At 39.2% G+C, this 24,201-nt stretch carries 17 protein-coding genes; 12 read left to right on the top strand and 5 right to left on the bottom strand.

Features of this window, described 5'->3' with window-relative positions:
• The first annotated feature begins 44 nt into the window (after window positions 1-44).
• Window positions 45-4,493, top strand: coding sequence for a choice-of-anchor Q domain-containing protein (locus ABVM49_RS08905; RefSeq protein WP_405201547.1), 4,449 nt, complete (start codon window positions 45-47; stop codon window positions 4,491-4,493).
• A gap of 74 nt (window positions 4,494-4,567) precedes the next feature.
• Here the strand turns inward: ABVM49_RS08905 and ABVM49_RS08910 are convergent, their stop codons facing one another.
• Window positions 4,568-5,647, bottom strand: coding sequence for a DNA topoisomerase IB (locus ABVM49_RS08910; RefSeq protein WP_405201548.1), 1,080 nt, complete (start codon window positions 5,645-5,647; stop codon window positions 4,568-4,570).
• Between the two features lie 106 nt (window positions 5,648-5,753).
• On the opposite strand from ABVM49_RS08910, the gene ABVM49_RS08915 reads away from it, so the two are divergent.
• On the top strand, window positions 5,754-7,142 hold the full coding sequence (locus ABVM49_RS08915) for an alanine/glycine:cation symporter family protein (RefSeq protein WP_405201549.1): 1,389 nt from the start codon (window positions 5,754-5,756) through the stop codon (window positions 7,140-7,142).
• Here ABVM49_RS08915 and ABVM49_RS08920 read toward each other — a convergent pair whose 3' ends face one another.
• Window positions 7,143-7,466, bottom strand: coding sequence for a hypothetical protein (locus ABVM49_RS08920; RefSeq protein WP_405201551.1), 324 nt, complete (start codon window positions 7,464-7,466; stop codon window positions 7,143-7,145). It lies immediately after the preceding gene.
• Between the two features lie 168 nt (window positions 7,467-7,634).
• Entirely contained in the window at window positions 7,635-9,263 is a 1,629-nt protein-coding gene (locus tag ABVM49_RS08925) for an acyl-CoA carboxylase subunit beta (protein ID WP_405201552.1), read from the bottom strand.
• A 161-nt stretch (window positions 9,264-9,424) separates the two neighbouring features.
• On the opposite strand from ABVM49_RS08925, the gene ABVM49_RS08930 reads away from it, so the two are divergent.
• The 10 genes from ABVM49_RS08930 to ABVM49_RS08975 all read left to right on the top strand — a co-directional run bounded on the left by ABVM49_RS08930 (window position 9,425) and on the right by ABVM49_RS08975 (window position 22,321).
• Complete coding sequence (locus tag ABVM49_RS08930) at window positions 9,425-9,607, top strand: CAL67264 family membrane protein (protein WP_021778491.1); 183 nt, start codon at window positions 9,425-9,427, stop codon at window positions 9,605-9,607.
• 9 nt (window positions 9,608-9,616) lie between these two features.
• Window positions 9,617-10,924: a tRNA lysidine(34) synthetase TilS gene (gene tilS / locus ABVM49_RS08935; RefSeq protein ID WP_405201553.1), complete on the top strand. Its 1,308-nt coding sequence runs from the start codon at window positions 9,617-9,619 to the stop codon at window positions 10,922-10,924.
• Window positions 10,921-12,936, top strand: a complete 2,016-nt coding sequence (locus tag ABVM49_RS08940; RefSeq protein WP_405201554.1) for a cytochrome c biogenesis protein CcdA — start codon at window positions 10,921-10,923, stop codon at window positions 12,934-12,936. Before tilS ends, ABVM49_RS08940 begins: the two co-directional genes overlap by 4 nt.
• Window positions 12,937-14,814: a CocE/NonD family hydrolase gene (locus ABVM49_RS08945; RefSeq protein WP_405201556.1), complete on the top strand. Its 1,878-nt coding sequence runs from the start codon at window positions 12,937-12,939 to the stop codon at window positions 14,812-14,814. It begins immediately after the preceding gene.
• A 770-nt stretch (window positions 14,815-15,584) separates the two neighbouring features.
• Window positions 15,585-17,123 carry a YifB family Mg chelatase-like AAA ATPase gene (locus tag ABVM49_RS08950; protein WP_405201557.1) on the top strand — a complete coding sequence of 513 codons (1,539 nt, stop codon included), beginning with the start codon at window positions 15,585-15,587 and terminating at the stop codon, window positions 17,121-17,123.
• Between the two features lie 147 nt (window positions 17,124-17,270).
• Window positions 17,271-18,806 (top strand): PAS domain-containing protein, encoded by a 1,536-nt coding sequence (locus ABVM49_RS08955; RefSeq protein ID WP_405201559.1) that lies wholly within the window; start codon window positions 17,271-17,273, stop codon window positions 18,804-18,806.
• 35 nt (window positions 18,807-18,841) lie between these two features.
• On the top strand, window positions 18,842-20,068 hold the full coding sequence (locus ABVM49_RS08960) for an Nramp family divalent metal transporter (protein WP_405201560.1): 1,227 nt from the start codon (window positions 18,842-18,844) through the stop codon (window positions 20,066-20,068).
• Complete coding sequence (gene pxpA / locus ABVM49_RS08965; RefSeq protein ID WP_405201561.1) at window positions 20,065-20,796, top strand: 5-oxoprolinase subunit PxpA; 732 nt, start codon at window positions 20,065-20,067, stop codon at window positions 20,794-20,796. The genes ABVM49_RS08960 and pxpA overlap by 4 nt, the downstream gene beginning before the upstream one ends.
• 3 nt (window positions 20,797-20,799) lie before the next feature.
• Window positions 20,800-21,474, top strand: a complete 675-nt coding sequence (pxpB, locus tag ABVM49_RS08970; protein ID WP_405201563.1) for a 5-oxoprolinase subunit PxpB — start codon at window positions 20,800-20,802, stop codon at window positions 21,472-21,474.
• Window positions 21,464-22,321 (top strand): biotin-dependent carboxyltransferase family protein, encoded by an 858-nt coding sequence (locus ABVM49_RS08975; protein ID WP_405201564.1) that lies wholly within the window; start codon window positions 21,464-21,466, stop codon window positions 22,319-22,321. The genes pxpB and ABVM49_RS08975 overlap by 11 nt, the downstream gene beginning before the upstream one ends.
• On the opposite strand, the gene ABVM49_RS08980 is transcribed toward ABVM49_RS08975, so the two are convergent.
• Together ABVM49_RS08980 and ABVM49_RS08985 are read right to left on the bottom strand one after the other, a co-directional pair.
• Window positions 22,304-22,558 (bottom strand): hypothetical protein, encoded by a 255-nt coding sequence (locus ABVM49_RS08980; RefSeq protein WP_148305631.1) that lies wholly within the window; start codon window positions 22,556-22,558, stop codon window positions 22,304-22,306. The genes ABVM49_RS08975 and ABVM49_RS08980 overlap by 18 nt on opposite strands.
• Window positions 22,559-22,701: 143 nt before the next feature.
• The gene (locus tag ABVM49_RS08985) at window positions 22,702-24,075 is read right to left on the bottom strand and encodes an aldehyde dehydrogenase (protein ID WP_405201565.1); all 1,374 of its coding nucleotides are present in this window, start codon (window positions 24,073-24,075) and stop codon (window positions 22,702-22,704) included.
• Window positions 24,076-24,201 lie beyond the last annotated feature (126 nt).

Here is a 24,201-nt window from a genome sequence, read left to right on the forward strand (position 1 = left end):
CTATTCGAAAAATTTTATTTTTCTTTTTGACAATCGTTACAACTATGACCAGTTTTGGTCAATTAGTAGTTTCTAATGGAAACGATAATGGGCCTAACTCATTGCGAGATGCCGTTGCTCAAGCAAACACCTTGACTGGAGTTAATACAATTACATTTAATGGAAATTTTGTAATCACACTCACTTCAGGAGAAATTGAGATAACTGAAGATATAATTATAACTGGTAACGGAACAACGGGTACTATAATAGACGGCGCAAGTAATAATGCTCGACTTTTTAATATTACCGGCGGAGCTTCTTCTACTATTACAATGATTACATTTAGAAATGCTGTAGAGGCTGGAGACGGTGGTGCAATAGCCCTTTCTAATGCTGGTTTGATCACAATTTCTGATTGTGATTTTACTAATAATACGGCCGGAGGTTCTGGTGGTGGAGGTGCCATTGCAAGTACTGATAGTGATTTAACAATTATGAGCTCTAGCTTTACCGGAAATGCAGCAACAGGTGCTGGCGGAAGTGGGGGAGCGGTATATCAAGCCACTTCTGGACTTATTACAATTGAAGGTTCGCTGTTTTCGGAAAATACTGCGATACGTGCTGGGGGTGCGGTAGAAGTAGACTCTAATGGAGATATTATATTTAATAATTTAGTTTTTGACACCAATACAGCGGGACCGAGTCCAGGAAACGGTGGCGCTTTTCATATTACAGGAGAAGCAAACAGCACAATAACTGGAGGATCGGCGAATAACAACATCGCGGCAAATGAAGGAGGAGGTTTTTGGAATGGAACAGGTCTTATGACCATTTCAGATGTAGATTTTGAAAATAATAATGCAAACGGTGATGATAATGGAGCCTCTGGTGGAGGAGCTATTTTTAATGAAGGAGGAGATATAACTATTGATGCAGCTTCGCGTATTGTCGGAAATTTCGCAACTGGAGGTACTTCTGGTTCAGGTGGAGGTGTCCTTGTTGCTGGAGGAAGTTTTACGGCAACGGGTACAGAAATAATATCAAATTTTGCAAATAGAGCTGGTGGTGGTATCGAAGTGCGTAACGCATTATCTGACGACAGTCCTGCTACACTGGTACTTACCGATGTGCTTTTGAATATGAATAACGCCGGTGCAGATGCACCAGCTCCAGGAAATGGAGGTGGTCTTCATATTACAGGTCCCTCTACTACAACAATTTCTGGAGGAACAGCAAATAATAATAGCGCATCAAATGAAGGCGGTGCCTTATGGAATGGTTCAGGTTTAATGACCATAGAAGGAATGACTATCGATGGTAACAATGCAGATGGTGATGACAGTGGCGCTTCTGGTGGTGGAGGTATTTTTAATGAAGGAGGCGATATTACTACAGATGCAGATACTTCAATAACAAATAATGAAGCAGTAGCAGGAGCCTCAGGTTCTGGTGGTGGCTTATTAATTGCTGGAGGGTCGTATACTGCAACTGGGACTACAATTACTGGTAACTTAACAAATAGAGCTGGTGGTGGTATCGAAGTGCGTAACGCCTTATCTGACGACAGTCCTGCTACACTGGTACTTACCGATGTGCTTTTGAATATGAATAACGCCGGTGCAGATGCACCAGCTCCAGGAAATGGAGGTGGTCTTCATATTACAGGTCCCTCTACTACTACAATTTCTGGAGGAACAGCAAACAATAATAGCGCATCAAATGAAGGAGGCGCCTTATGGAATGGTTCAGGTTTAATGACCATAGAAGGAATGACTATCGATGGTAATAATGCAGATGGTGATGACAGTGGCGCTTCTGGTGGTGGAGGTATTTTTAATGAAGGAGGCGATATTACTACAGATGCAGATACTTCAATAACAAATAATGAAGCAGTAGCAGGAGCCTCAGGTTCTGGTGGTGGTTTATTAATTGCTGGAGGGTCATATACTGCAACTGGGACTACAATTACTGGTAACTTAACAAATAGAGCTGGTGGTGGTATCGAAGTGCGTAACGCATTATCTGACGACAGTCCTGCTACACTGGTACTTACCGATGTGCTTTTGAATATGAATAACGCCGGTGCAGATGCACCAGCCCCAGGAAATGGAGGTGGTCTTCATATTACAGGTCCCTCTACTACAACAATTTCTGGAGGAACAGCAAATAATAATAGCGCATCAAATGAAGGAGGCGCCTTATGGAATGGTTCAGGTTTAATGACCATAGAAGGAATGACTATCGATGGTAATAATGCAGATGGTGATGACAGTGGCGCTTCTGGTGGTGGAGGTATTTTTAATGAAGGAGGCGATATTACTACAGATGCAGATACTTCAATAACAAATAATGAAGCAGTAGCAGGAGCCTCAGGTTCTGGTGGTGGTTTATTAATTGCTGGAGGGTCATATACTGCAACTGGGACTACAATTACTGGTAACTTAACAAATAGAGCTGGTGGTGGTATCGAAGTGCGTAACGCATTATCTGACGACAGTCCTGCTACACTGGTACTTACCGATGTGCTTTTGAATATGAATAACGCCGGTGCAGATGCACCAGCCCCAGGAAATGGAGGTGGTCTTCATATTACAGGTCCCTCTACTACAACAATTTCTGGAGGAACAGCAAATAATAATAGCGCATCAAATGAAGGAGGCGCCTTATGGAATGGTTCAGGTTTAATGACCATAGAAGGAATGACCATCGATGGTAATAATGCAGATGGTGATGACAGTGGCGCTTCTGGTGGTGGAGGTATTTTTAATGAAGGAGGTGATATTACTACAGATGCAGATACTTCAATAACAAATAATGAAGCAGTTGCTGGAGCCTCAGGTTCTGGTGGTGGCTTATTAATTGCTGGAGGGTCGTATACTGCAACTGGGACTACAATTACTGGTAACTTAACAAATAGAGCTGGTGGTGGTATCGAAGTGCGTAACGCCTTATCTGACGACAGTCCTGCTACACTGGTACTTACCGATGTGCTCTTGAATATGAATAATGCCGGTGCAGATGCACCAGCCCCAGGAAATGGAGGTGGTCTTCATATTACAGGTCCCTCTACTACAACAATTTCTGGAGGAACAGCAAATAATAATAGCGCATCAAATGAAGGAGGCGCCTTATGGAATGGTTCAGGTTTAATGACCATAGAAGGAATGACCATCGATGGTAATAATGCAGATGGTGATGACAGTGGCGCTTCTGGTGGTGGAGGTATTTTTAATGAAGGAGGCGATATTACTACAGATGCAGATACTTCAATAACAAATAATGAAGCAGTAGCTGGAGCCTCAGGTTCTGGTGGTGGCTTATTAATTGCTGGAGGGTCATATACTGCAACTGGGACTACAATTACTGGTAACTTAACAAATAGAGCTGGTGGTGGTATCGAAGTGCGTAACGCATTATCTGACGACAGTCCTGCTACACTGGTACTTACCGATGTGCTTTTGAATATGAATAACGCCGGTGCAGATGCACCAGCCCCAGGAAATGGAGGTGGTCTTCATATTACAGGTCCCTCTACTACAACAATTTCTGGAGGAACAGCAAATAATAATAGCGCATCAAATGAAGGAGGCGCCTTATGGAATGGTTCAGGTGTAATGACTATTGCTGAGTTTACTATTAATGAAAATAATGCAGATTTTGGTGGAGGATTATTTAATAACGGAGGAACTTTAAATGTAAGCACATCGGCCATAATAAATAATGAAGCATTGACTACTGGTGGCGGAATTGAAAATATTGTAAATGCTATTATGACAATCGATCGATCTACCATCTCTGGAAATATATCAGAAGATAATGGCGGCGGTATTTTTAATTCGGGGACTATAAACGTACAAACCTCAACTGTAGCAACAAATGAAGCTTTTGGAATAGGAGGTGGAATCTTTTCAGATGGAACGGCAAACCTTTCCTCAAGTATCTTTGCACTTAATGTGGCAACTAGCGGTACAGATGTGAGCGGTATCATTACTTCTGATAACTATAATTTAATAGGTACAGATGATGCTGCAGATTTTACTGCAGATACAGATGATTTAGTGGGTGTTGATCCACTACTAGATGTACTAGCAAATAATGGGGGGATAACCCTCACTCACGCGCTGTTAGAAGGATCTCCAGCATACAATGCTGGAAATCCTGAAAATATGGACACGGATCAGATAGGACAAGATGTTTTCGAAGGGCGCCGCGATATTGGAGCATTTGAAGCTCAGGCCATTCTTTCTACAGAGGATTTTGATAGTAATGAGACCCTTACAGTATATCCTAATCCATCAAATGGAGAATCTTTTGTGAGATTATTACCTCAGTTTGGGGAAAAGCCTCAGATTGAAATTATTGAAGTGGGCTCGGGTAGGCTAGTCAGGAATTTTACGGCAACGCAAAGCACGCAGCCATTGCCCCTAACTGGACTGGCAAATGGTTTGTATATACTTAGAGTAACAACAAATACTAAATCTATGAGTAGAAAACTCATATTAGCACGATAAGTTTTAGTTTGTTTGATTATGAAAAGCTCTTCTTATTAGAAGAGCTTTTTTGCTTTCGCGAAAGCGTACTTATATCACTTACTAAAGTCTAATTCAAACTTTGAAATCATTTGCAGTAATACCTCCTCAGTTTCTGTAAAAAATGGTCTTGCACCTTGATGAGCATCTACCTTTTTAAACTCAGCGACGATAGATCCAGACTCGTATGCATCTACTATTTGAGGATGCACATAGTACTTGCGACATACATTGCGTGTATTGCCTAGAGCTTCTGCAGCGGCATCAAAAGCGGTGAGTATGTTTGCTTTGTTTTCTTTTTCGTCTTCTGTGTAGCCTAGGTCGTGCACGGTTTCAAAAAAAGTTTTTGTAGCACCCCAAGTTCTAAAATCTTTCGCCGAAAATAAGTCTCCACTAAGCTCGTGTATGTAATCGTTTACCATCGTGCTATCTACGCGGTGCTTTTCGCCATTTGAATCATAAAATTGAAATAACTCCCAGCCAGGTATTTCCTCACAACGGTTTACAAGTTTTGCTAGTTTCTTATTGCGTAGGGTGATATTGTGCTTTTTACCTTTTTTACCCACAAACTCAAAGCGGATTTTTTCTTTGGTCGTAGTCACGTGACGAGTGCGTAAGGTAGAGAGGCCGTAGGTTTTATTGCGCTTTGCGTAGTAGTCATTACCTATGCGTATGTGGGTTTCTTCCATAAGCCTGAGGACAAGTGCAAGCACCTTGCGTTTTGACATCTCTGGAGCATCAAGATCCTCATCTATGCGCTCGCGTATGCTAGGCAGTGCGTTTCCAAAATTGGCTAGTTTATAAAACTTAGTTTGGTTTCTAATTTTTGACCACAGGTCGTGATAGCGGTATACTTTTCTGTTTTTAGCATCGCGTCCTACCACTTGTAAATGTCCGTTAGGAGGATACGCAATGCGCACTTTCTCCCAGTTAGGCGGTATCACAAGATTATTGATGCGCTCTAATTCCTTTTTATCTTTAAGAGGCTTATCATTAAAGTAATAGTGAAAGTTTTTCTTCTTCTTTTTCCTTCTTATGTTGAGGTCTGCATCAGAAACGTAAATGAGATTTGCTGCGGCCGCAGTTTCCTCTGGGTTTCTCAGGATGTTCTCGATTTGGCTGGCGGTGAGTGTCATAAGAGTAAATTTAGTAACGAAAACAAATGCCTGTTCAAAAATATATGTGAACGTTTTGGTAAACTGCTCTTAATTTTTGTTACTTCACCATATAAATAGATCTTGTATGCAAGCACAACCATCATTTTACGATCAGGTTAATGAACTTATAGCAGATTTTTCTAGCGCTATGTGGGGAATCCCGCTCGTGTGCTTACTTATAGGTGGCGGTCTTTTTTTGCTCATCTATTCGAGATTTTTGCCATTTAGATACCTAGGTCACGCTGTTGCAGTACTGCGAGGCAAGTATGATGGAGAAAATGATGAAGGAGAGATCACACACTTTCAGGCGCTAACCACAGCGCTTAGTGCAACTGTGGGTATGGGTAACATCGCAGGTGTAGCAGTGGCGATTGCTATAGGTGGTCCAGGTGCTGTATTCTGGATGTGGATGAGTGCCATTGTGGGTATGGCAACAAAGTTTTTTACAGGCTCACTTGCCATAATGTATAGAGGTGAAGATAGTGAGGGCAAAACACAGGGAGGACCTATGTATTTTATCACAGAAGGAATGGGTAAAGCTTGGAAACCACTTGCCGTAATCTTTAGTATTGCGGGACTCGTGGGAGCATTGCCAGTTTTTAATGTAAACCAACTCACGCAGGCGGTAAATGATATACTGCTCGTACCTCAGGGTGTTGAGGTGGGTTTTACTTCTAACTTGATTATCGGGCTCGTGCTTGTTGCTATCACGGCAGTTGTCATACTAGGCGGACTCGATCGTATTTCTAAAACTGCGTCAAGACTAGTGCCTGCGATGGTCTTTATTTACTTTGTAGCGGTAATGGCTATACTCTTTGTAAACATAGATGTAGTTCCTAAATATCTAGGTCTCATATTTACAGATGCCTTCTCTGCCGATTTTTATACGGGAGATAAACTGCTGGGTGGCGTGGTAGGTGGATTGATTTTATTAGGTATAAAACGTGGTGCTTTTTCAAACGAGGCTGGTGTAGGTACGGCACCTATGGCGCACGGCGCTGCAAAAACTGCACAACCCATACGTGAAGGACTGGTGGCAATGCTGGGCCCTGCAATAGATACTATTGTGGTATGTACACTTACGGCGCTTGCAATTTTGGTAACAGACGTTTGGCAAACGACAGATGCAAATGGAGTTACGCTTACGGCTTCCGCTTTCGCGAAAGCGTTATCACCCGCAGGAAAATACATTTTACTATTGTGCATCGCCGTTTTTAGTATCTCATCGCTTTTCTCATATAGTTACTACGGAACGAAGTGCTTAAGTTTCCTTTTTGGAGCGCATAATAAGAAGTATTATAACATCGCTTACATCGCGAGTATCTTGATAGGAGCAACCACATCACTTAGTATGATGATTAACTTGATAGACGGATTTTTTGCCATAATGGCAATACCAACAATGATTGCAACCCTGTATCTCGCACCAAGAGTGATGAAGGAAGCAAGGAGGTATTTTAAGGAGTTGGGTTAATTATCGCAATACCTTAAAGGTGCGCTTTTCTGGTTTTTTAAGACGAACATCTATGGAGTCGTGCTGCCATTTTTCCTCAGCAAGATGTGCATAAATATCAATTTTACCTGAACCTTTGTTTCCTTTAAGAGGGACAGTAATACGTATGGTTTTTGCTTTATCATCTATGAGAAGATCACCGTCTATAATATTGCCTATTTGTAACGGTGATCCAAAGTAGGTTGTTACCTCCTTATTCTTTTCTGCTTCTTCTCTAGCTTTCTCAATAAGTTCTGGATCTGCCATTGCAGTTCCCATTGCATTTATAAAATCACCAGCAGCCATAATGAAGAGTGTAAAACAAACAATGATAAGAGTGGTGGGTACAAACCACTTCTAGTTGCGATGCAGCCAAGGCTTTTTTGTAATGAGTTCGTTATTATAAGACATAAAAAAAGGTTGTTCGTTTATAGAGTAAACGAACAACCTTCATATCTGTTACAGCTATTGTAATTACACTTGGATCACTCCAAGATTAAAAGGCTTCTCGATAGGAGCGTGGTCTGCGGCTTCGATACCCATTGAGATCCACTTACGCGTATCTCGTGGGTCTATAATGCCGTCTGTCCAGATTCTTGATGCTGCATAGTATGGTGACACTTGATCATCATAACGAGACTTAATACGCTCAAAAAGTTCTTTTTCTACCTCTGGCGTAATTTCTTTCCCTTGCTTTTTAAGAGATGCAGTTTCTATCTGTAGTAATACTTTTGCAGCACTATTACCAGACATCACTGCAAGCTCTGCACTAGGCCAAGCTACTATAAGCCTTGGGTCGTAAGCTTTACCACACATTGCGTAGTTTCCTGCTCCATAAGAATTTCCTATAACAATAGTAAATTTAGGCACCACTGAGTTTGAAACAGCGTTTACCATTTTTGCTCCGTCTTTTATAATACCTCCGTGCTCACTTTTACTACCTACCATAAAGCCAGTTACATCTTGTAAGAATACAAGCGGTATTTTTTTCTGGTTACAGTTGGCTATAAAGCGTGTTGCCTTATCTGCACTGTCGGAGTAGATTACCCCGCCAAACTGCATTTCGCCTTTTTTAGTTTTTACAAGTTTGCGCTGGTTTGCGACAATACCTACTGCCCATCCATTAATGCGAGCATAACCCGTAAGTATAGATTGCCCATAGCCCTCCTTGTACTCATCAAACTCAGAGTTGTCTACCAGTCTGTCTATAATGTCTCGCATATCATATTGATCTGCACGAGAGGCAGGCAGGATGCCAAAAAGTTCTTCTGGATCTTTTGCAGGCTTTGCAGGTTCAATACGGTTGTAACCTGCTTTTGTATAATCGCCTATTTTTCCCATCAATTTTTTAATGGTATCAAGAGCGTCCTTGTCATCTTTAGATTTATAATCTGTCACACCAGAAATCTCACAGTGTGTAGTGGCTCCTCCTAGTGTCTCATTATCTATAGATTCACCTATTGCTGCTTTTACAAGGTAGCTTCCCGCAAGGAAAATACTTCCTGTTTTATCTACTATAAGCGCTTCATCACTCATAATAGGTAAGTATGCACCACCAGCAACACAACTTCCCATTACTGCAGAAATCTGTGTAATACCCATACTACTCATCACCGCATTGTTACGGAAGATGCGTCCAAAGTGCTCCTTATCTGGAAAAATCTCATCTTGCATAGGGAGATAAACACCCGCACTATCTACTAGGTAGATAATAGGTAGTTTATTTTCCATAGCGATTTCTTGTGCTCTTAGATTTTTCTTTCCTGTGATAGGGAACCAGGCTCCGGCCTTAACAGTAGCATCATTTGCAACGATGAGACATTGCTTGCCAGATACGTATCCTATTTTTACAACCACACCACCAGAAGGGCATCCGCCGTGTTCTTTATACATCCCTTCTCCAGCAAAAGCGGCAATCTCGATACACTTTTTTGGGTTGTCTACTAGGTAATCTATGCGCTCTCGGGCAGTCATTTTACCCTTAGCTTTATGTTTATCTATACGTTTTTGCCCACCACCTAGTTTTACTTCGGCAAGGCGGTTTCTCATCTCTGATAAGAGTAACTTATTATGATCTTCGTTTTTATTGAATTTTAAATCCATAAAATGTGTGTGTGCTTGAATGTTTTTCTGTCTATAAAGGTAAGTATTGTAGCACAAGCTTGAAATGAGAATTGTAAAAATTACCTACTACCTAAATTCCAATAAATAACCGATATTTGTAGCTTGTCTTATTACATAAGATTTTCCCTAAAAATAAAACTATGGGTATGAATAAAAATACCGTTTTGGCGTGGGCCACTTTTATAATGATTTTAGTAGGTTTAGGACTTATAGGTCTTGGCGTTTTTAAATATAACGATGTTGCTGGCTGGGGATTTGCCTCTGTAGGTGTTGGATTTTTTGCCATTGCTTGGGTTTTTAATGCCCTTAAGGGTCGTGTATAATGTGTAAGGATGCTTGAGGATTTTAAGCACCATATCGCACAAGATTTACCATTTCTTCTTGATAGTAAGATACTCGTTACAGTAAGTGGTGGGCTTGATAGTATGCTCCTATTATTGCTCTGTCGTCAGGCAGACCTTAAGATACGTGTAGCACACTGCAATTTTAATTTAAGAGGAGTAGAGAGTGATGGTGATCAAGCTTTTGTAGAAAGCTATTGCAAGCTCCATAACATTCCTATTTACATAAAGAGTTTTGATACTTCCGCTTACGCGAAAATTGAAAAAACATCAACCCAGATCGCCGCAAGAGAGCTGCGTTATCAGTGGTTTAAAGAACTTTCGGCTACCGAAGGTTTGGATTATATCTTAACAGCTCATCATCTCAATGATGAGTTAGAAACGTTTCTCATAAACTTAGGTCGTGGTACGGGTGTTAAAGGCCTTACTGGCATCCCAGAGATAAACGGACGGGTTGTGAGACCACTGTTACCTTTTTCGCGAAAGCGTATAGAAGCGTATGCATTACAAGAAAAACTAGCGTGGCGAGAGGATAGTAGTAATGCAACAGATAACTACGTGCGCAACCACTTGAGGCATCACGCCATACCGAGTATGGTAGCAGCACAACCAGCTACTTTGCAGGGTTTACAGACCACGCAGCAACATTTACGTCAAACAGATAAGTTACTAGCAATCTACACAGCGTCTTTAAGGAAAGCGTATGTGACAACACAAGATGGACTACAAGTAATAGACGTACCAGCGCTCAAGAAACACGAGGAGCCACAGGCGGTTTTATATCAGTTACTACACCCTTATAATTTTACAGCGTGGAGTGATGTTTATGAGCTGCTTGATGCACAATCTGGTAAGCAAATATTTTCTGAAACGCATCGTTTAGTAAAAGATAGAGACGTGCTATTACTTACAGAAAATGCCGTTGCACAACCCACAACTTATACCTGGGGATCTGGTCTGAGTAAGATAGTAGGTGACTTTGGTACATTAAGACTTGAGACAAGTGATACTTTTGATAGCACCTCAAGAAAGGAGATAGTGGTAGATGCGACAAAGTTGACATTTCCGCTCACGATAAGGAAGTGGGAAGAAGGAGATTTTTTCTATCCTTTTGGGATGAAAGGAAAAAAGAAGTTGAGTAAGTATTTAAAAGATGAAAAGGTATCTTTGATAGCAAAGGAGCACGTATGGCTGCTTTGTAATGGTAAAGATATTGTGTGGGTGATAGGTCACAGAGCAGATGACCGTTTTAAGGTAGCAAACGACACACAAAAAATGATAAAATTTACAACTATATGACGCGTAAAGCATTCATAATATTAAGTTCGTTTATAGTACTTATGGCGACTGCTGTAAGTGCACAAGATTTTAGTTTTGGCATTTCTGAAGTTACTGTAGATCCAGTACAATGGGCTGGAAGCGTAGAGAAAAAATCTGATACAGAATATATTTTAAACTACGAGGCCACAATAGAAGAGGGATGGTATATTTATGCTCAAAAATCGCCAGCTGGTATTCCGTTTAATTTTGAGTTTTTACAAAAGGATGCGGGAGTTACTCGTGAGAAGTTTGCACAAGAGAGTCAGACAAAGACAGCTTTTGATGAGATTTTTGAAGAAGATGTCATAAAGTATGTAGGGCAGAACCCTGTGCTCTCTATGCCTATTACACTTACAGATAAGAGTATAACCATTGTCAAGTCGGTTATAAACTATCAGGTCTGTAAAGAGGTGTGTATTCCTCAAGACTTTTACATTGCTCACAACTTAAAAACTGGAAAGGCAAAGGTCTTTACAGATTATAATGAGTTTGAAAAGTATGGTGCTACTCCAGCACAAAAGGATAAAGGCGATAGCGATGATGATTATGAAGAGGATGAAAGCACAAGCAACAAAGGGCTGTGGACAGTCTTTTTCTTATCATTTTTAGGAGGTCTTGCAGCATTATTTACACCTTGTGTGTTCCCTATGATCCCTATGACGGTGAGTTACTTTACAAAACAAAGTAAGTCTAGAGCCGCTGGTATACGTAACGCGATTATTTACGGTATCTCTATCATTATTATATATGTAGTGCTGGGGCTCACAGTAACTGGTATTTTTGGCGCGACTGCAATTGTTGAGGTATCTACAAGTGTCACTTTTAATTTAGTATTCTTTGTATTACTTGTAGTGTTTGCTATTTCATTTTTTGGAGCATTTGAGATTATGCTTCCTCAAAAATGGGCAAATAAGATAGATCGTAAAGCAGATAGAGGTGGTTACCTAGGTATCTTTTTTATGGCGCTTGCACTTGCTATTGTTTCTTTTAGCTGTACGGGACCTATAGTAGGTGTCGCTTTAGTGCAGTCTATAACAGAGGGTGGTATCACACCTATCATAAGTATGCTAGGTTTCTCTAGTGCGATTGCCTTGCCATTTGCACTATTTGCAATGTTTCCAGGGTGGTTAAATAGTTTGCCAAAATCTGGTGGATGGCTCAACACAGTAAAGGTAGTTCTAGGATTTTTAGAACTAGGGCTAGCACTCAAATTCTTATCAAATGCAGATCTTGTAGTAGATGGTAATTACTTGCCTAGAGAAGTATTTTTAGTACTTTTAATTGCGATAATGATAGGCCTTACCTTGTACTTATTTGGAAAAATTAAACTAGCACACGATACAGAAGTAAAACATATCTCGGTAGGTCGCTTGCTACTAGGTATACTCACGACGGCATTTATTCTTTATCTCATACCAGGTGTTTGGGGTGCACCACTTAAACTTATAAGCGGCTTCCCGCCACCTATGAATTATAGCGAGTCACCTTATGGTATAGGAGGACAGAACACACTGTCTAACTCTTCTGAGGAGTTTCCAGATAATGCAGAGATAGGTCCTCACGGTCTTTTATCTTTTGTAGATTATGAAGCAGGTATGGCCTATGCGCGTCAAGAAAATAAACCTGTTTTACTTGACTTTACAGGTAAGGCGTGTGTAAATTGTCGTCGTATGGAGGAGCTGGTGTGGTCTAAGCCTGAGGTTCTTAACTTGCTAAAGAACGATGTTGTACTTATCTCTCTCTATGGAGACTCACAAGAGGAGTTACCAAAAGAGGAGCAAGGCGTGAGTGCATCTGGTCGTCGTATTAAAACCGTAGGTAATAAGTGGAGCAACTTCCAGATAGAGCGTTATAACATTGTTGCGGCGCCTTATTACGTAATGCTAGATCACGACGAAACACTCCTAAATAAACCTGTGGGGTACACACCTAACGCAAAAAAATATGAAAAGTGGCTAGAAAAAGCCATCATAACTTTTAACAATCAATAAATGAATAACATCTTCAAACTACTTTGTGTAGTATGCTTTTTTGCTTTCGCGAAAGCGTCATCTGCACAATCACGAGAAACTATCTTAGACACTACTTATCAGGTTTCTGAGCATTATAATAAACAAGAAGTACGCATCAAAATGAGAGATGGCGTACATCTTCATACAACTATTTATTCGCCAAAGGATACATCTAAAACGTATCCTATATTAATGCAGCGCACGCCATATAGCTCTAAACCTTATGGAGAAGGAAAGATGCGCACAGCGATAGCACCTAATGCTTATTTAATGCAAGAGGGTAATATCATAGTATATCAAGATGTACGTGGTCGCTGGATGAGTGAGGGTAAGTATGATAATATGCGCGCTTTTATACCTAATAAAACAGGTACTCAGGTAGATGAGGCAAGTGATACTTATGATACTATAGAATGGCTTGTTAACAATGTAGAAAATAATAATGGTAATGTAGGTACTTGGGGAATTTCTTACCCAGGTTTTTATGCAACCTACTCACTCTTGAGTGGACACCCTGCGCTTAAAGCAGCGTCACCACAAGCGTGTATAGGTGATTTCTTTTTTGATGATTTTCACCATAACGGAGCTTACTTGTTAAGTTACTGGAGAGCTACTGCGGTTTTTGGTTATCAAAAAGATGGGCCTACTACAGAGTCTTGGTATGATTTTCCAGATTTAGATAGTGATGACCAGTTTGACTTTTTCTTAAAAACAGGTCCATTATCAAATCTAGACAAATACTATGATGAGACTAATGAGTTCTGGACGCAATTAAAAGAGCACCCTAACTATGATGAGTTCTGGCAATCTAGAGGGCTTATACAGCACCTAGAAAATATAGAGCCAGCCGTAATGGTTGTGGGAGGACTATATGATGCTGAAGATTTATACGGACCTTGGGAGACGTACAAAAACATCGAGAAACGTAGTAATAATTACAATACGGTTGTTTTTGGACCTTGGAGTCACGGAGACTGGGCACGTAACAAAAAGAGACAAGCTGTAGGTAATGTTTATTTTGGCGACAATATTTCAGACTATTTTCAAAGAGATATTGAGACAAAATTCTTTAATCACTTCTTAAAAGGAGGTGATAAAGGTGGAGCAACAGGATTACCAGAAGCACACGTTTTTGACTCAGGAAGTAAAGAATGGAAGTCTTTTGAGCAATGGCCACCTAAAAAAGCGATGAAAGCTTCTTTCTTTTTAGGAAAAGATAATGCACTTACGGGAAGTCCTTCTACAAAATATGATGCAGAAAAGTTTGTAAGTGATCCAGCAAACCCAGTACCATATGCAGAGGGTAAAAAGATGGTATTTACACCACGTAAATATATGTCTGACGATCAAAGATTTGCTGCGGCTCGTGAGGATGTACTTGTTTATGAAACGCCCGTGCTAGAAGATGATCTTACACTTGTAGGTGATATAATGGCAAAGCTTAATGTAGCTACCACCGGAACATCTGCAGACTGGATTGTAAAAATTATAGATGTTTATCCAGATGATGTCCCTAACACAGAAGAAACAGAGGAAGGAGTAGAGATGGCTGGGTACCACCAGATGGTGCGTAGTGAGGTAATGCGTGGTCGTTTTAGAAAAAGCTTTGAGCGTCCTCAACCATTTGTAGCCGGAGAAAAAGATGAGGTTTTTATTAAGTTACAAGATGTGCTTCACACTTTTAAAAAGGGACACAAGTTACAGGTGCAGATACAGAGTACTTGGTTTCCGCTTATTGATTTGAATCCTCAGACGTATGTAGATAATATCTTTGAAGCAAAGGAAGAAGATTTTACTAAGCAAACACACTCAGTATTCCATAATTCTAAGATTGAGTTTAGTATTTTAGTGGAATAGTATAGACGAGTTATTACATAAAAAAAGGTCTGAGATAAAATATATCTCAGACCTTTTTTTATGTATTAATAATTTACTTGTAAAAAAGAAAAACACCCCTGCTAAGCAGGGATGCCTTTCACCCCTAAATTTATGATTGCTAAATAAATAGCTCCCAAACCTTAATGTCTTAAGGTGGGCCAAATATAGCTTTGTTTTTTTTAAAATAAAATGTTAAAAAGTTAATTTTCAACTTGTAAAAAAGAAAAACACCCTTGCAAAGCAAGGATGCCTTTCACCCCTAAATTTGTAAGTTTAAATCTTCATTGTGACCTAAGCAATAAGACAAATGAAACGCAAACTCTAAAAAAAACTTACTATAACAAATCGTAGTTTTAATTTATAGTAAATGTAATATGCTATACATTCTCAAAGTAGGGGTGTTTGCCCCTATATGTATGACTAGGCCTAAAAATTTGTTGTTTTAAGAATTATAAAATAAATTTCAAGTAAAGTAAAAGCTATCCCTGTAGTATTGTACTTGTATAATTTGAGTTTTAATAATGTAACGAAGAAATTTCCTTACTCGTATTACTTCATTAGAAATACTCAGCCTTTAATGTTAAGAAACTTGTGGATATAGATGAGAAAGACATTTTAGCAAGTAAGCAGTATTTGCTAGTTAACGGTAAAGAATAGCTGCATCCCAGATTAATATTATAATCACGATAAGGAGATAGTGCTTTAAGCTTTCAATCTACTTTCCTATATTTAAGCAAATTATAAAGCTAATGCTCACAAAAGTTTATGGAAGCGCCGTTTTTGGTGTGGATGCTACAACTATTACAATCGAAGTAAATGTAGATAAAGGTGTAGGATACCATCTAGTAGGACTTCCAGATAATGCTATAAAAGAAAGTAGCTATCGTATTGCCGCAGCACTTCAAAATAACGGCTATAAAATACCAGGAAAAAAACTTATTCTTAATATGTCACCGGCAGATCTTCGCAAGGAAGGATCTGCATATGATCTTTCACTCGCAATAGGAATTCTAATCGCAACAGAGCAAATAAAAGGTGACGAGGTAGATAAGTATGTGATAATGGGAGAGCTATCTCTTGATGGCGGACTACAACCTATAAAAGGAGCATTACCTATCGCAATAAAAGCCCGTGAAGAGGGCTTTAAAGGATTTATACTTCCAGCGCAGAATGCAAAAGAAGCAGCCATAGTAGATGGTCTTGAGGTTTATGGAGTAGAAAACATAAGCGAGGTGATACAATTTTTTGATAAAGATGTACCCCTTGAAGTAACCGTAATAGATACCCGTGCCGAATTTTATAAAAGTCTAGAACATCCAGAATTTGACTTTGCAGATGTAAAAGGCCAAGAGTCTATAAAACGTTGTATGGAAATCGCTGCTGCTGGAGGTCATAACATTATTCTTATAGGCCCTCCAGGATCTGGTAAAACAATGTTGAGTAAGCGATTACCCAGTATTTTACCACCTATGTCATTGCTTGAAGCACTAGAGACAACAAAAATACATTCGGTAGTAGGTAGGGTAAAAGATAATCAAGGTTTAATGAGCGAGCGACCCTTTAGAAGTCCGCACCATACTATATCTGATGTAGCGTTAGTAGGGGGCGGTGCTTACCCTCAGCCTGGTGAAATATCGCTTTCTCATAATGGTGTTTTATTTTTGGATGAATTGCCAGAGTTTAAAAGGTCTGTACTTGAGGTGATGAGACAGCCGCTAGAAGATCGAGAAGTAACTATTTCTAGAGCACGATTTACAGTTACTTATCCATCTAGTTTTATGCTTGTGGCAAGTATGAACCCTAGCCCCGGAGGTTATTTTAATGACCCAGACGCACCGGTAACGAGTAGTCCTGCAGAGATGCAACGATATTTGAGTAAAATATCTGGACCATTATTAGACCGTATTGACATTCATATTGAAGTGACACCAGTTCCTTTTGAAAAACTGAGTGATGAGACTAAGGCAGAGTCTAGTGCAGATATACGTAAACGTGTGACAGCAGCGAGAGAGTTGCAGGTAGACCGCTTTCGCGAAAGCGAGAAAACAAACTATAACGCACAGATGAATGTAAAGCAAATACGTAAATATTGTGCACTAGATGACGCATCTAAAGATTTACTTAAAACGGCTATGGAGCGATTAAATCTTTCTGCACGAGCATATGATCGTATTTTAAAAGTTGCAAGAACAATTGCAGATCTTGAAGCTTCAAAAGTCGTAACGGGTACTCATATATCTGAGGCAATACAATACAGAAGTTTAGATAGAGATGGCTGGTTAGGATAGTTTTAACAAACGTTAAAATAGCAAAAACAAGCTTTTTGTCGATAAAACACGTAATTTTATCGATATTTTGTTGATTTGTCTGATTTGTAAGTAAATCAGATGTAAAGTCAAAATTTAAAAGTAATTTGACCTAAACTTGCACCCCCTATGTTTCAAAAAATAAACACCCAGAATCTTGATGAGACCTCTAATGAGTCTCAGCAAAGTTTAGAAAAATATTTGAATCATTTAGAAGGCTTCTTTTTTGATTTAAATTTTAATCACATTACTAAGGAATTCAATTTTCCTTATGTAAGTCATAATGCTATGGAGCTTTATGACTTAAATGTTCCCGATCTTTTGAAAGATGGTAGATCTGCCTATGTAAGTATACATCCAGAAGATCAAAAATTACTTCGGTCAAAAGGAAGAAAGTCTTTTGAAGAATTAACTCCACTTAAACTTGAGTGTAGATATACTCTCAAATCTGGTAGAAGTGGCTGGATAAAAATTCTTGCAACACCTGAGCGTTCTTCTGAGTTTAGCACAAACTGGATAGGTCACGTATCTGATATCACAGATGTAAAGGCTACAGAAGAGGAGTATGCTATAATGAAGGAGCGTTATGAGTTTGCTATCAAAGGTTCAGATTTAGGGTTATGGGATTGGGATATTGAAAAAGGGACTGTATTTTATTCTGACAAGTCATTGAGTCTTTTAGAAAAAACTCGTGAGAGTATAGATCCTCACGAAGATACCTGGAACAATCAAGTTCACCCTGATGACAAGGAGATGTATTATAAAGATATAGAAGATCACTTTAAAGGTGAGGTTCCATATTATTTTAATGAGCATCGAGTATTTACTACTAGTGGCAGTTATAAATGGATACAAGATAGAGGTAAGGTAGTAAAGTGGGATGATTCTGGTAACCCGATGCGAGTTATAGGTACACATACAGATGTTACAGAGTCAAAACATAGGGAGCAACTTATTTTAGAAAAAAATAAGCTTATAGAAAGTCATAACAGTAGGCTCAAAAATTTTGCGCTTATTGTCTCTCATAACTTAATTACCCACGCCGGCAACCTTAAGAATATATTGCAGCTTATGGATATGGCAGAGTCACAAGAGGAGAAAATTGAGCTTTCTAACTACCTTAATGATGTTTCTGCTGGCTTGAGCAATACAATAAGCAATCTGAACGAGATTGCAACGTCAAATAGAAATCTTGAAGAGACTCCAAAACTTCTTTTTTTAAATGATTATGTAAACGGTGCATTAAATAACCTTAAAACCCAAATTAAGGAGAAGGATGTAGTTGTTGTAAATGATATTCCAGACGATATACAGATTAATTATAATGCAGCTTATCTTGAGAGTATCTTATTTAATTTGATCTCAAATGCTATAAAGTACAGTGATAAAGAAAGACAGTCTAAAGTCTTCATATCTGCAGAGATTACCTCAGCAAGTGATATTACATTATCTGTAATGGATAATGGAGTAGGTATAGATTTAGAGAAATATGGAGACAAACTCTTCGGGATGTACAAGACTTTTCATCACAATGAGGACGCTCAAGGTCTGGGACTTTTTATGACAAAGAATCAAATAGAAGATATGGGTGACCAGATTTCTGTAGATAGTAAAAAGGATGAGGGTACGATATTTAGAGTGCGTTTTATTAATAAACTCCCATAGTTCATTATCTTGACGCAGTATATATACTGCAAATAATGAAAATTAAAAGAAAGACAATATCAGGCCCAGGAGTGCTTGTTGCTGCTGCATTTATTGGTCCTGGTACGGTAACTGTTTGTACCATAACTGGAGCAACATATGGATTTACACTATTATGGGCTATGCTTCTCTCAATTATTGCTACCATCATACTACAGGAGATGGCTGCGCGTATAGGTCTTGTAACTGGTAAAGGACTAGCAGGAGTAATAAGAGAAACAATCTCAAATAAAACATTTAAAGCTTTTGCCATAGGGCTTATGTTATCTGCTATAACACTAGGTAATGCTGCTTATGAAGCAGGAAACCTTAGTGGTGGAGTTTTAGGTATTGAAGCTCTAGGGATTTCAGGAGGGTTTACTGTAGGTAACTTAACCTTTAATGCTTGGAGTATCTCACTTGGTATACTTGCTGCTATCATTTTATTTATAGGTAATTATAAGGTGTTAGAAAAAATACTCGTAACGCTTGTAATTATTATGAGTTTGGCTTTTTTAATCACAGCAGTGATGACTAAGCCAGATGTAATAGCACTTTTAAAAGGAAGTTTTACTCCTTCATTTCCAGAGGGGAGTTTATTAACTATTGTTGCTTTAATAGGTACTACTGTAGTCCCTTATAATTTATTTTTACACGCTTCTCTTGTATCAGAAAAGTGGAGTGGTAAAGAAGCAATACCCGCTGCTCGTAGAGATACTATTGTGGCAGTAGTTTTAGGAGGGCTGGTGAGTATGGCTATTATAGTTTGTGCAGCTGCCATACAAGCTGGAGAGGTAAATAATGCAGGTGATCTTGCAAGAAGTTTAGAACCCCTGTTTGGCGATTATGCAAGATCTTTTATAGGTTTGGGGTTAGGAGCTGCAGGGTTAACCTCTGCAATTACAGCACCTCTTGCCGCAGCATATGTTGTGCAAGGTTGTATGGGGTGGGAGTCTAATCTTAAGGCTACCAGATTTAGAGTAATATGGATCTCTATATTGGTGCTGGGCGTCTTCTTTTCGTCTGTAGGCTATAGCCCAGTTGAGATTATACAATTTGCTCAAGTGGCAAATGGAGTTTTATTACCAGTAATTGCTGCATATTTAATTTGGATAGTAAATAAACGTTCGGTGATGGGGCGTTATACAAATTCTCTTGTACAGAATGTTATTTCTGTCATTATCTGGGGTGTGGTTTTTATGCTAGGAGCACGCACAATTCTCAAAGTCTTTGGTATACTATGAAAACGATAGACATAAATAGTGATGTAGGTGAGGGAGTAGGTAATGAGGCTCTTTTAATGCCCTTATTAAGCTCTTGTAATATAGCCTGCGGTGGTCACGCTGGTGATGAGGATATAATGAGAGAGGTGCTCGCTTTCGCGAAAGCGTATAATGTAAAAATAGGTGCACATCCCAGTTATCCAGACAAGGACAATTTTGGTAGATCTATAATGGAAATCTCAGATAAAGTACTTAAAGAATCTATAATTGATCAGATTTTAAAACTCAAACATCTTGCCGAAGAAAATGGTCAGCATTTACATCACGTAAAACCGCACGGGGCATTGTATAATCAAGCAGCAATAGACAAAAGGGTAGCAATGCTCATCATTGAAGCGATACGTAGTGTAGATGAAAACCTTGCAATTTATGTGCCCTATAAATCTGTAATTGCAAAACTTGCAAAACCCTATTTAACCACCATTATTGAAGGCTTTGCAGACAGATCATACCATCAAGATTATACCCTTGTGTCACGCACACACGCAGAGGGGGTCTTAAATAATGCGCAAGATGTGGTTGCTCACGTTTTACCTATGATTATGAAAGATAATTTGATATCACTAGAGGGTCACATATTACCCTTTAAAGTTGATACAATATGTGTACACGGCGATACAGAAAATGCCATAGATATTGTGCGTGCACTTCGCTCGCAACTACACTCAGAAGGGATACAAATCATATAAGTGATGTATAACTTTACCACATCAAGACTAGGAGAATATGCTATGTTAATACAAGTAGCACAAAAACCTTCACAAGATTTATTACAATGGCTTGTATGTAAAAAAGAACAACTACAATCCTTACCAACGGTTGAGGTTGTGTTTACCTATAATGAGATATTGGTAAAGTTTCTTTTACCTTTAGAAGGTCGATATGACACCATTAGAGCTAGTGTAGAAGAAATATTGAAGTCATCTATAGAGAGTATAGGCGTTAATGGAGTATTACATAAAGTGCCGGTGTGTTACAATAGTCAAGTAGCTCCAGATCTTGAAGAATATGCATCACAAGTAAACCTTAGAGTAGACCAAGTTGTAGCCTTACATACATCACCAGTATATCCGGTATATTTTATAGGCTTTTTACCAGGATTCCCATATTTAGATGGGCTTGATAGTAAACTTCATTTAGAAAGAAAGGCTACACCATCACAATTTATACAACCGGGTAGTGTGGCTATAGGTGGTGCACAAACGGGTATTTACCCTCAACGAAGTCCAGGAGGGTGGCACGTAATAGGAAGTACGCCGGTTCAATTATTTGATATTAATAAAAACCCGCAATCACTTTTTAAAGCTGGAGACTCCATAAAGTTTTATGCAATCACATTAGAAGAGTATAAAGTTTATGAACGTTAGAGTAGAGATAATTAATAAAGGTTTCTTTACGACTGTGCAAGATGGTGGTCGTGCTGGCTATGCTGCTATGGGGGTGCCAGAAAGTGGAGCTATGGATAGGCACTCTTTTTTTCAGGCAAATGCACTTCTTAACAATACTAAAGATGCAGCGATGCTAGAATGCACGCTAGTAGGGCCTACTATAAAGTATTATCAAGACACATATTTTGTAATTACAGGTGCTCACGTTAAAGCTACGCTCGAAGGGGAGCCTGTAAAAATAGGTGTACCAACTCTCGCACGTGCGTCACAAACTCTTATTACCTCAAAAATAAGCCAGGGAACTAGGTGCTATATAGCCTTTGGCGGTGGTATAGAATCTGCAATCACTCTTAATAGTAAGAGTTGGTATACACCCATAACTCCTAATAATCATATTAGAAATGGGGATACATTCTCGTTGGGTATTAGTACGTATGATATTTCAAAAGGGGCGCATATAAAATATAAATATGCATATGCCAGTGCGGGTAGGGTCCACACCATTAAAGCGTATAAGGGGCCAGAGTATACATTACTGAATTACAACCAGCAGCAACTCTTACACCAGCCATTTACCGTTTCAAAACTCTGGAACAGAATGGCCATCCAGCTCCAAGAGCCAGTATATAATAAACTAGAGGGCATAATGACGAGCCCTGTAATTCCAGGAACGGTGCAGCTCACTCCCTCAGGTAAAATAATAGTATTAATGCGTGATTGCCAGACTACGGGAGGGTATCCTCGTATTCTTCAGATTGCACAACCTAGCATTGATACTCTTGCACAGCTACAACAAGGCGATAGTGTTTTACTGTCCGTTACTTGATTGACGATGTTCCATAACGATATCGCTTAGTATTTGTACAGCATCACCTGTACCTAGCATTTCTTCTAGTTTTAAAGCTTCCTCCTTCAGCGCTTTATGCTTGAGCATTGTGGCCCATAGATTATTAATATAATCTGCATAATCCTGATCTTCGTTCCAGTGCGTGAGTTGTAATCTTCTACTACGTGCATAAAGCTTTTGTAAATTTAATTTGCAAAAGGTCAATGTTGATTGCATAATAAGAGGTCTAGCACTTTTTAAACGTTCTGTTTTTGACGGTCTACCCATAATACTGTGATTATAAGGGGGAAGTTAAACATACGTAAAGATAGCAGGAAGGGGAGCATTTCGCTAGGGGTAAATGCCCCATTTTTATAGCTTTACAGCCAGTTCATAAATTTTTTAAGAAGGCTCAATTTACCCTTATATGGAGCATATCTTACTGGCACATCGAGCCAGGTGCCTCTTTTTACCACAGACTTTGCGTGGCTAAATGTGTAGAAGCTCTTCTCACCGTGATAGCTACCTATACCAGAGTGTCCCACACCACCAAAGGCGAGCTTGTCATTTATAAAATGAATAAGTGTATCATTCATAGCACCGCCTCCATAAGAAAAAGTTGTGTTAAACCAATTCTTGAAAGAACGCTTTCGCGAAAAAACGTACGCACTCAGCGGTTTTTCCATAGCGTTGATAACTAGCGAGATATCTTCCTTTTTATCATAAGTAAGTACTGGAAGTATAGGGCCAAAGATTTCATCTTGCATTACAGTATCTGTTACAGACACATCATTAAGTACAGTAGGAGCAATATATAGGTCATTTTTATCTGTTTGCCCACCTTTATAAATAGTTGCATTCTCAAGCATCTCAGAGAGTCTATCAAAATTTTTCTCATTGATTATGCGAGCAAAATCTTTCGAAACCTTTGGGTCTGCTCCATAAGCCTTAGTAATTTCTATATCTATAGCCTTGAGTAAGGCATCTTTAACAGAGGAGTGCACAAGTATATAATCTGGAGCAATACAGGTCTGTCCAGCATTTACAAATTTACCCCATACAATGCGTCTTGCTGTTTGTTGTATACGTGCTGTCTCATCTACCACACAAGGACTTTTACCACCCAGTTCTAGGGTAACTGGCGTAAGATGTTCTGCGGCTGCTTTATAAATTATTTTTCCTACGGGTACACTACCAGTAAAGAATATGTAATCCCAGCGTTGTTCTAGAAGTTCTTGCGCCACCTCTTTATCACCTTGTACAATGTGTACGTAAGCTGGGTCAAATACTTCGGTAATTATTTTTTCTAAGAGATTTGCCGTGCTAGGTGTGAGTTCGCTAGGTTTTAAGACTACTGTATTTCCTGCAGCAATAGCGCCTATCATAGGTCCTACGGCAAGTTGAAAGGGATAGTTCCAAGGGGCAATAATTAATGCAGTACCATAGGGCTCATAGTGTACAGCGGCACTAGAGGGAAAATTAAGTAAAGAAGCCTTTACTTTTTTTGGCATCTGCCATTTCCAGATTTCCTTTATGGCTAGGTTTATTTCTTTAATGACAACACTTATTTCGGTAGCAACTGTTTCAAATGCTGGTTTTTTAAAATCGGCTGCCAGTGCATCTATGATATCTTGCTCGTGATTTTTTATGCTTTCGCGAAAGCGTACTAAAGCAGCTTTTCTATAAGCGATATCCTTAGTTTGACCCGTTGCAAAAAAGGCACGCTGATTTTCAAGAATGGATGGAATTTTCAAAATATGTGTGTTTTCTATAAAAATAAGCTGTTTTTATGGCATCTCTTCTTCATTGACAAAGTTTTAGGAGTTTTTATGCTAGGTGATAAATAGGATCACAGCTCATAACTCAAATTATGAAATATT

The organism is Dokdonia sp. LLG6352-1, assembly GCF_045055815.1.
In the GTDB taxonomy this organism is placed as follows: Bacteria; Bacteroidota; Bacteroidia; order Flavobacteriales; family Flavobacteriaceae; genus Dokdonia; species Dokdonia donghaensis.

Excerpts from the sequence above, each read along its gene's own strand:
- ABVM49_RS08910 (WP_405201548.1), bottom strand. The coding sequence starts at position 5,647 with ATGACACTCACCGCCAGCCAAATCGAGAACATCCTGAGAAACCCAGAG.
- pxpA (WP_405201561.1), top strand. The coding sequence starts at position 20,065 with ATGAAAACGATAGACATAAATAGTGATGTAGGTGAGGGAGTAGGTAAT.
- ABVM49_RS08975 (WP_405201564.1), top strand. The coding sequence starts at position 21,464 with ATGAACGTTAGAGTAGAGATAATTAATAAAGGTTTCTTTACGACTGTG.
- ABVM49_RS08940 (WP_405201554.1), top strand. The coding sequence starts at position 10,921 with ATGACGCGTAAAGCATTCATAATATTAAGTTCGTTTATAGTACTTATG.
- ABVM49_RS08980 (WP_148305631.1), bottom strand. The coding sequence starts at position 22,558 with ATGCAATCAACATTGACCTTTTGCAAATTAAATTTACAAAAGCTTTAT.
- ABVM49_RS08945 (WP_405201556.1), top strand. The coding sequence starts at position 12,937 with ATGAATAACATCTTCAAACTACTTTGTGTAGTATGCTTTTTTGCTTTC.
- ABVM49_RS08955 (WP_405201559.1), top strand. The coding sequence starts at position 17,271 with ATGTTTCAAAAAATAAACACCCAGAATCTTGATGAGACCTCTAATGAG.
- tilS (WP_405201553.1), top strand. The coding sequence starts at position 9,617 with ATGCTTGAGGATTTTAAGCACCATATCGCACAAGATTTACCATTTCTT.
- ABVM49_RS08960 (WP_405201560.1), top strand. The coding sequence starts at position 18,842 with ATGAAAATTAAAAGAAAGACAATATCAGGCCCAGGAGTGCTTGTTGCT.
- ABVM49_RS08905 (WP_405201547.1), top strand. The coding sequence starts at position 45 with ATGACCAGTTTTGGTCAATTAGTAGTTTCTAATGGAAACGATAATGGG.
- ABVM49_RS08915 (WP_405201549.1), top strand. The coding sequence starts at position 5,754 with ATGCAAGCACAACCATCATTTTACGATCAGGTTAATGAACTTATAGCA.
- ABVM49_RS08930 (WP_021778491.1), top strand. The coding sequence starts at position 9,425 with ATGGGTATGAATAAAAATACCGTTTTGGCGTGGGCCACTTTTATAATG.
- ABVM49_RS08925 (WP_405201552.1), bottom strand. The coding sequence starts at position 9,263 with ATGGATTTAAAATTCAATAAAAACGAAGATCATAATAAGTTACTCTTA.
- ABVM49_RS08950 (WP_405201557.1), top strand. The coding sequence starts at position 15,585 with ATGCTCACAAAAGTTTATGGAAGCGCCGTTTTTGGTGTGGATGCTACA.
- ABVM49_RS08920 (WP_405201551.1), bottom strand. The coding sequence starts at position 7,466 with ATGGCTGCTGGTGATTTTATAAATGCAATGGGAACTGCAATGGCAGAT.
- pxpB (WP_405201563.1), top strand. The coding sequence starts at position 20,800 with ATGTATAACTTTACCACATCAAGACTAGGAGAATATGCTATGTTAATA.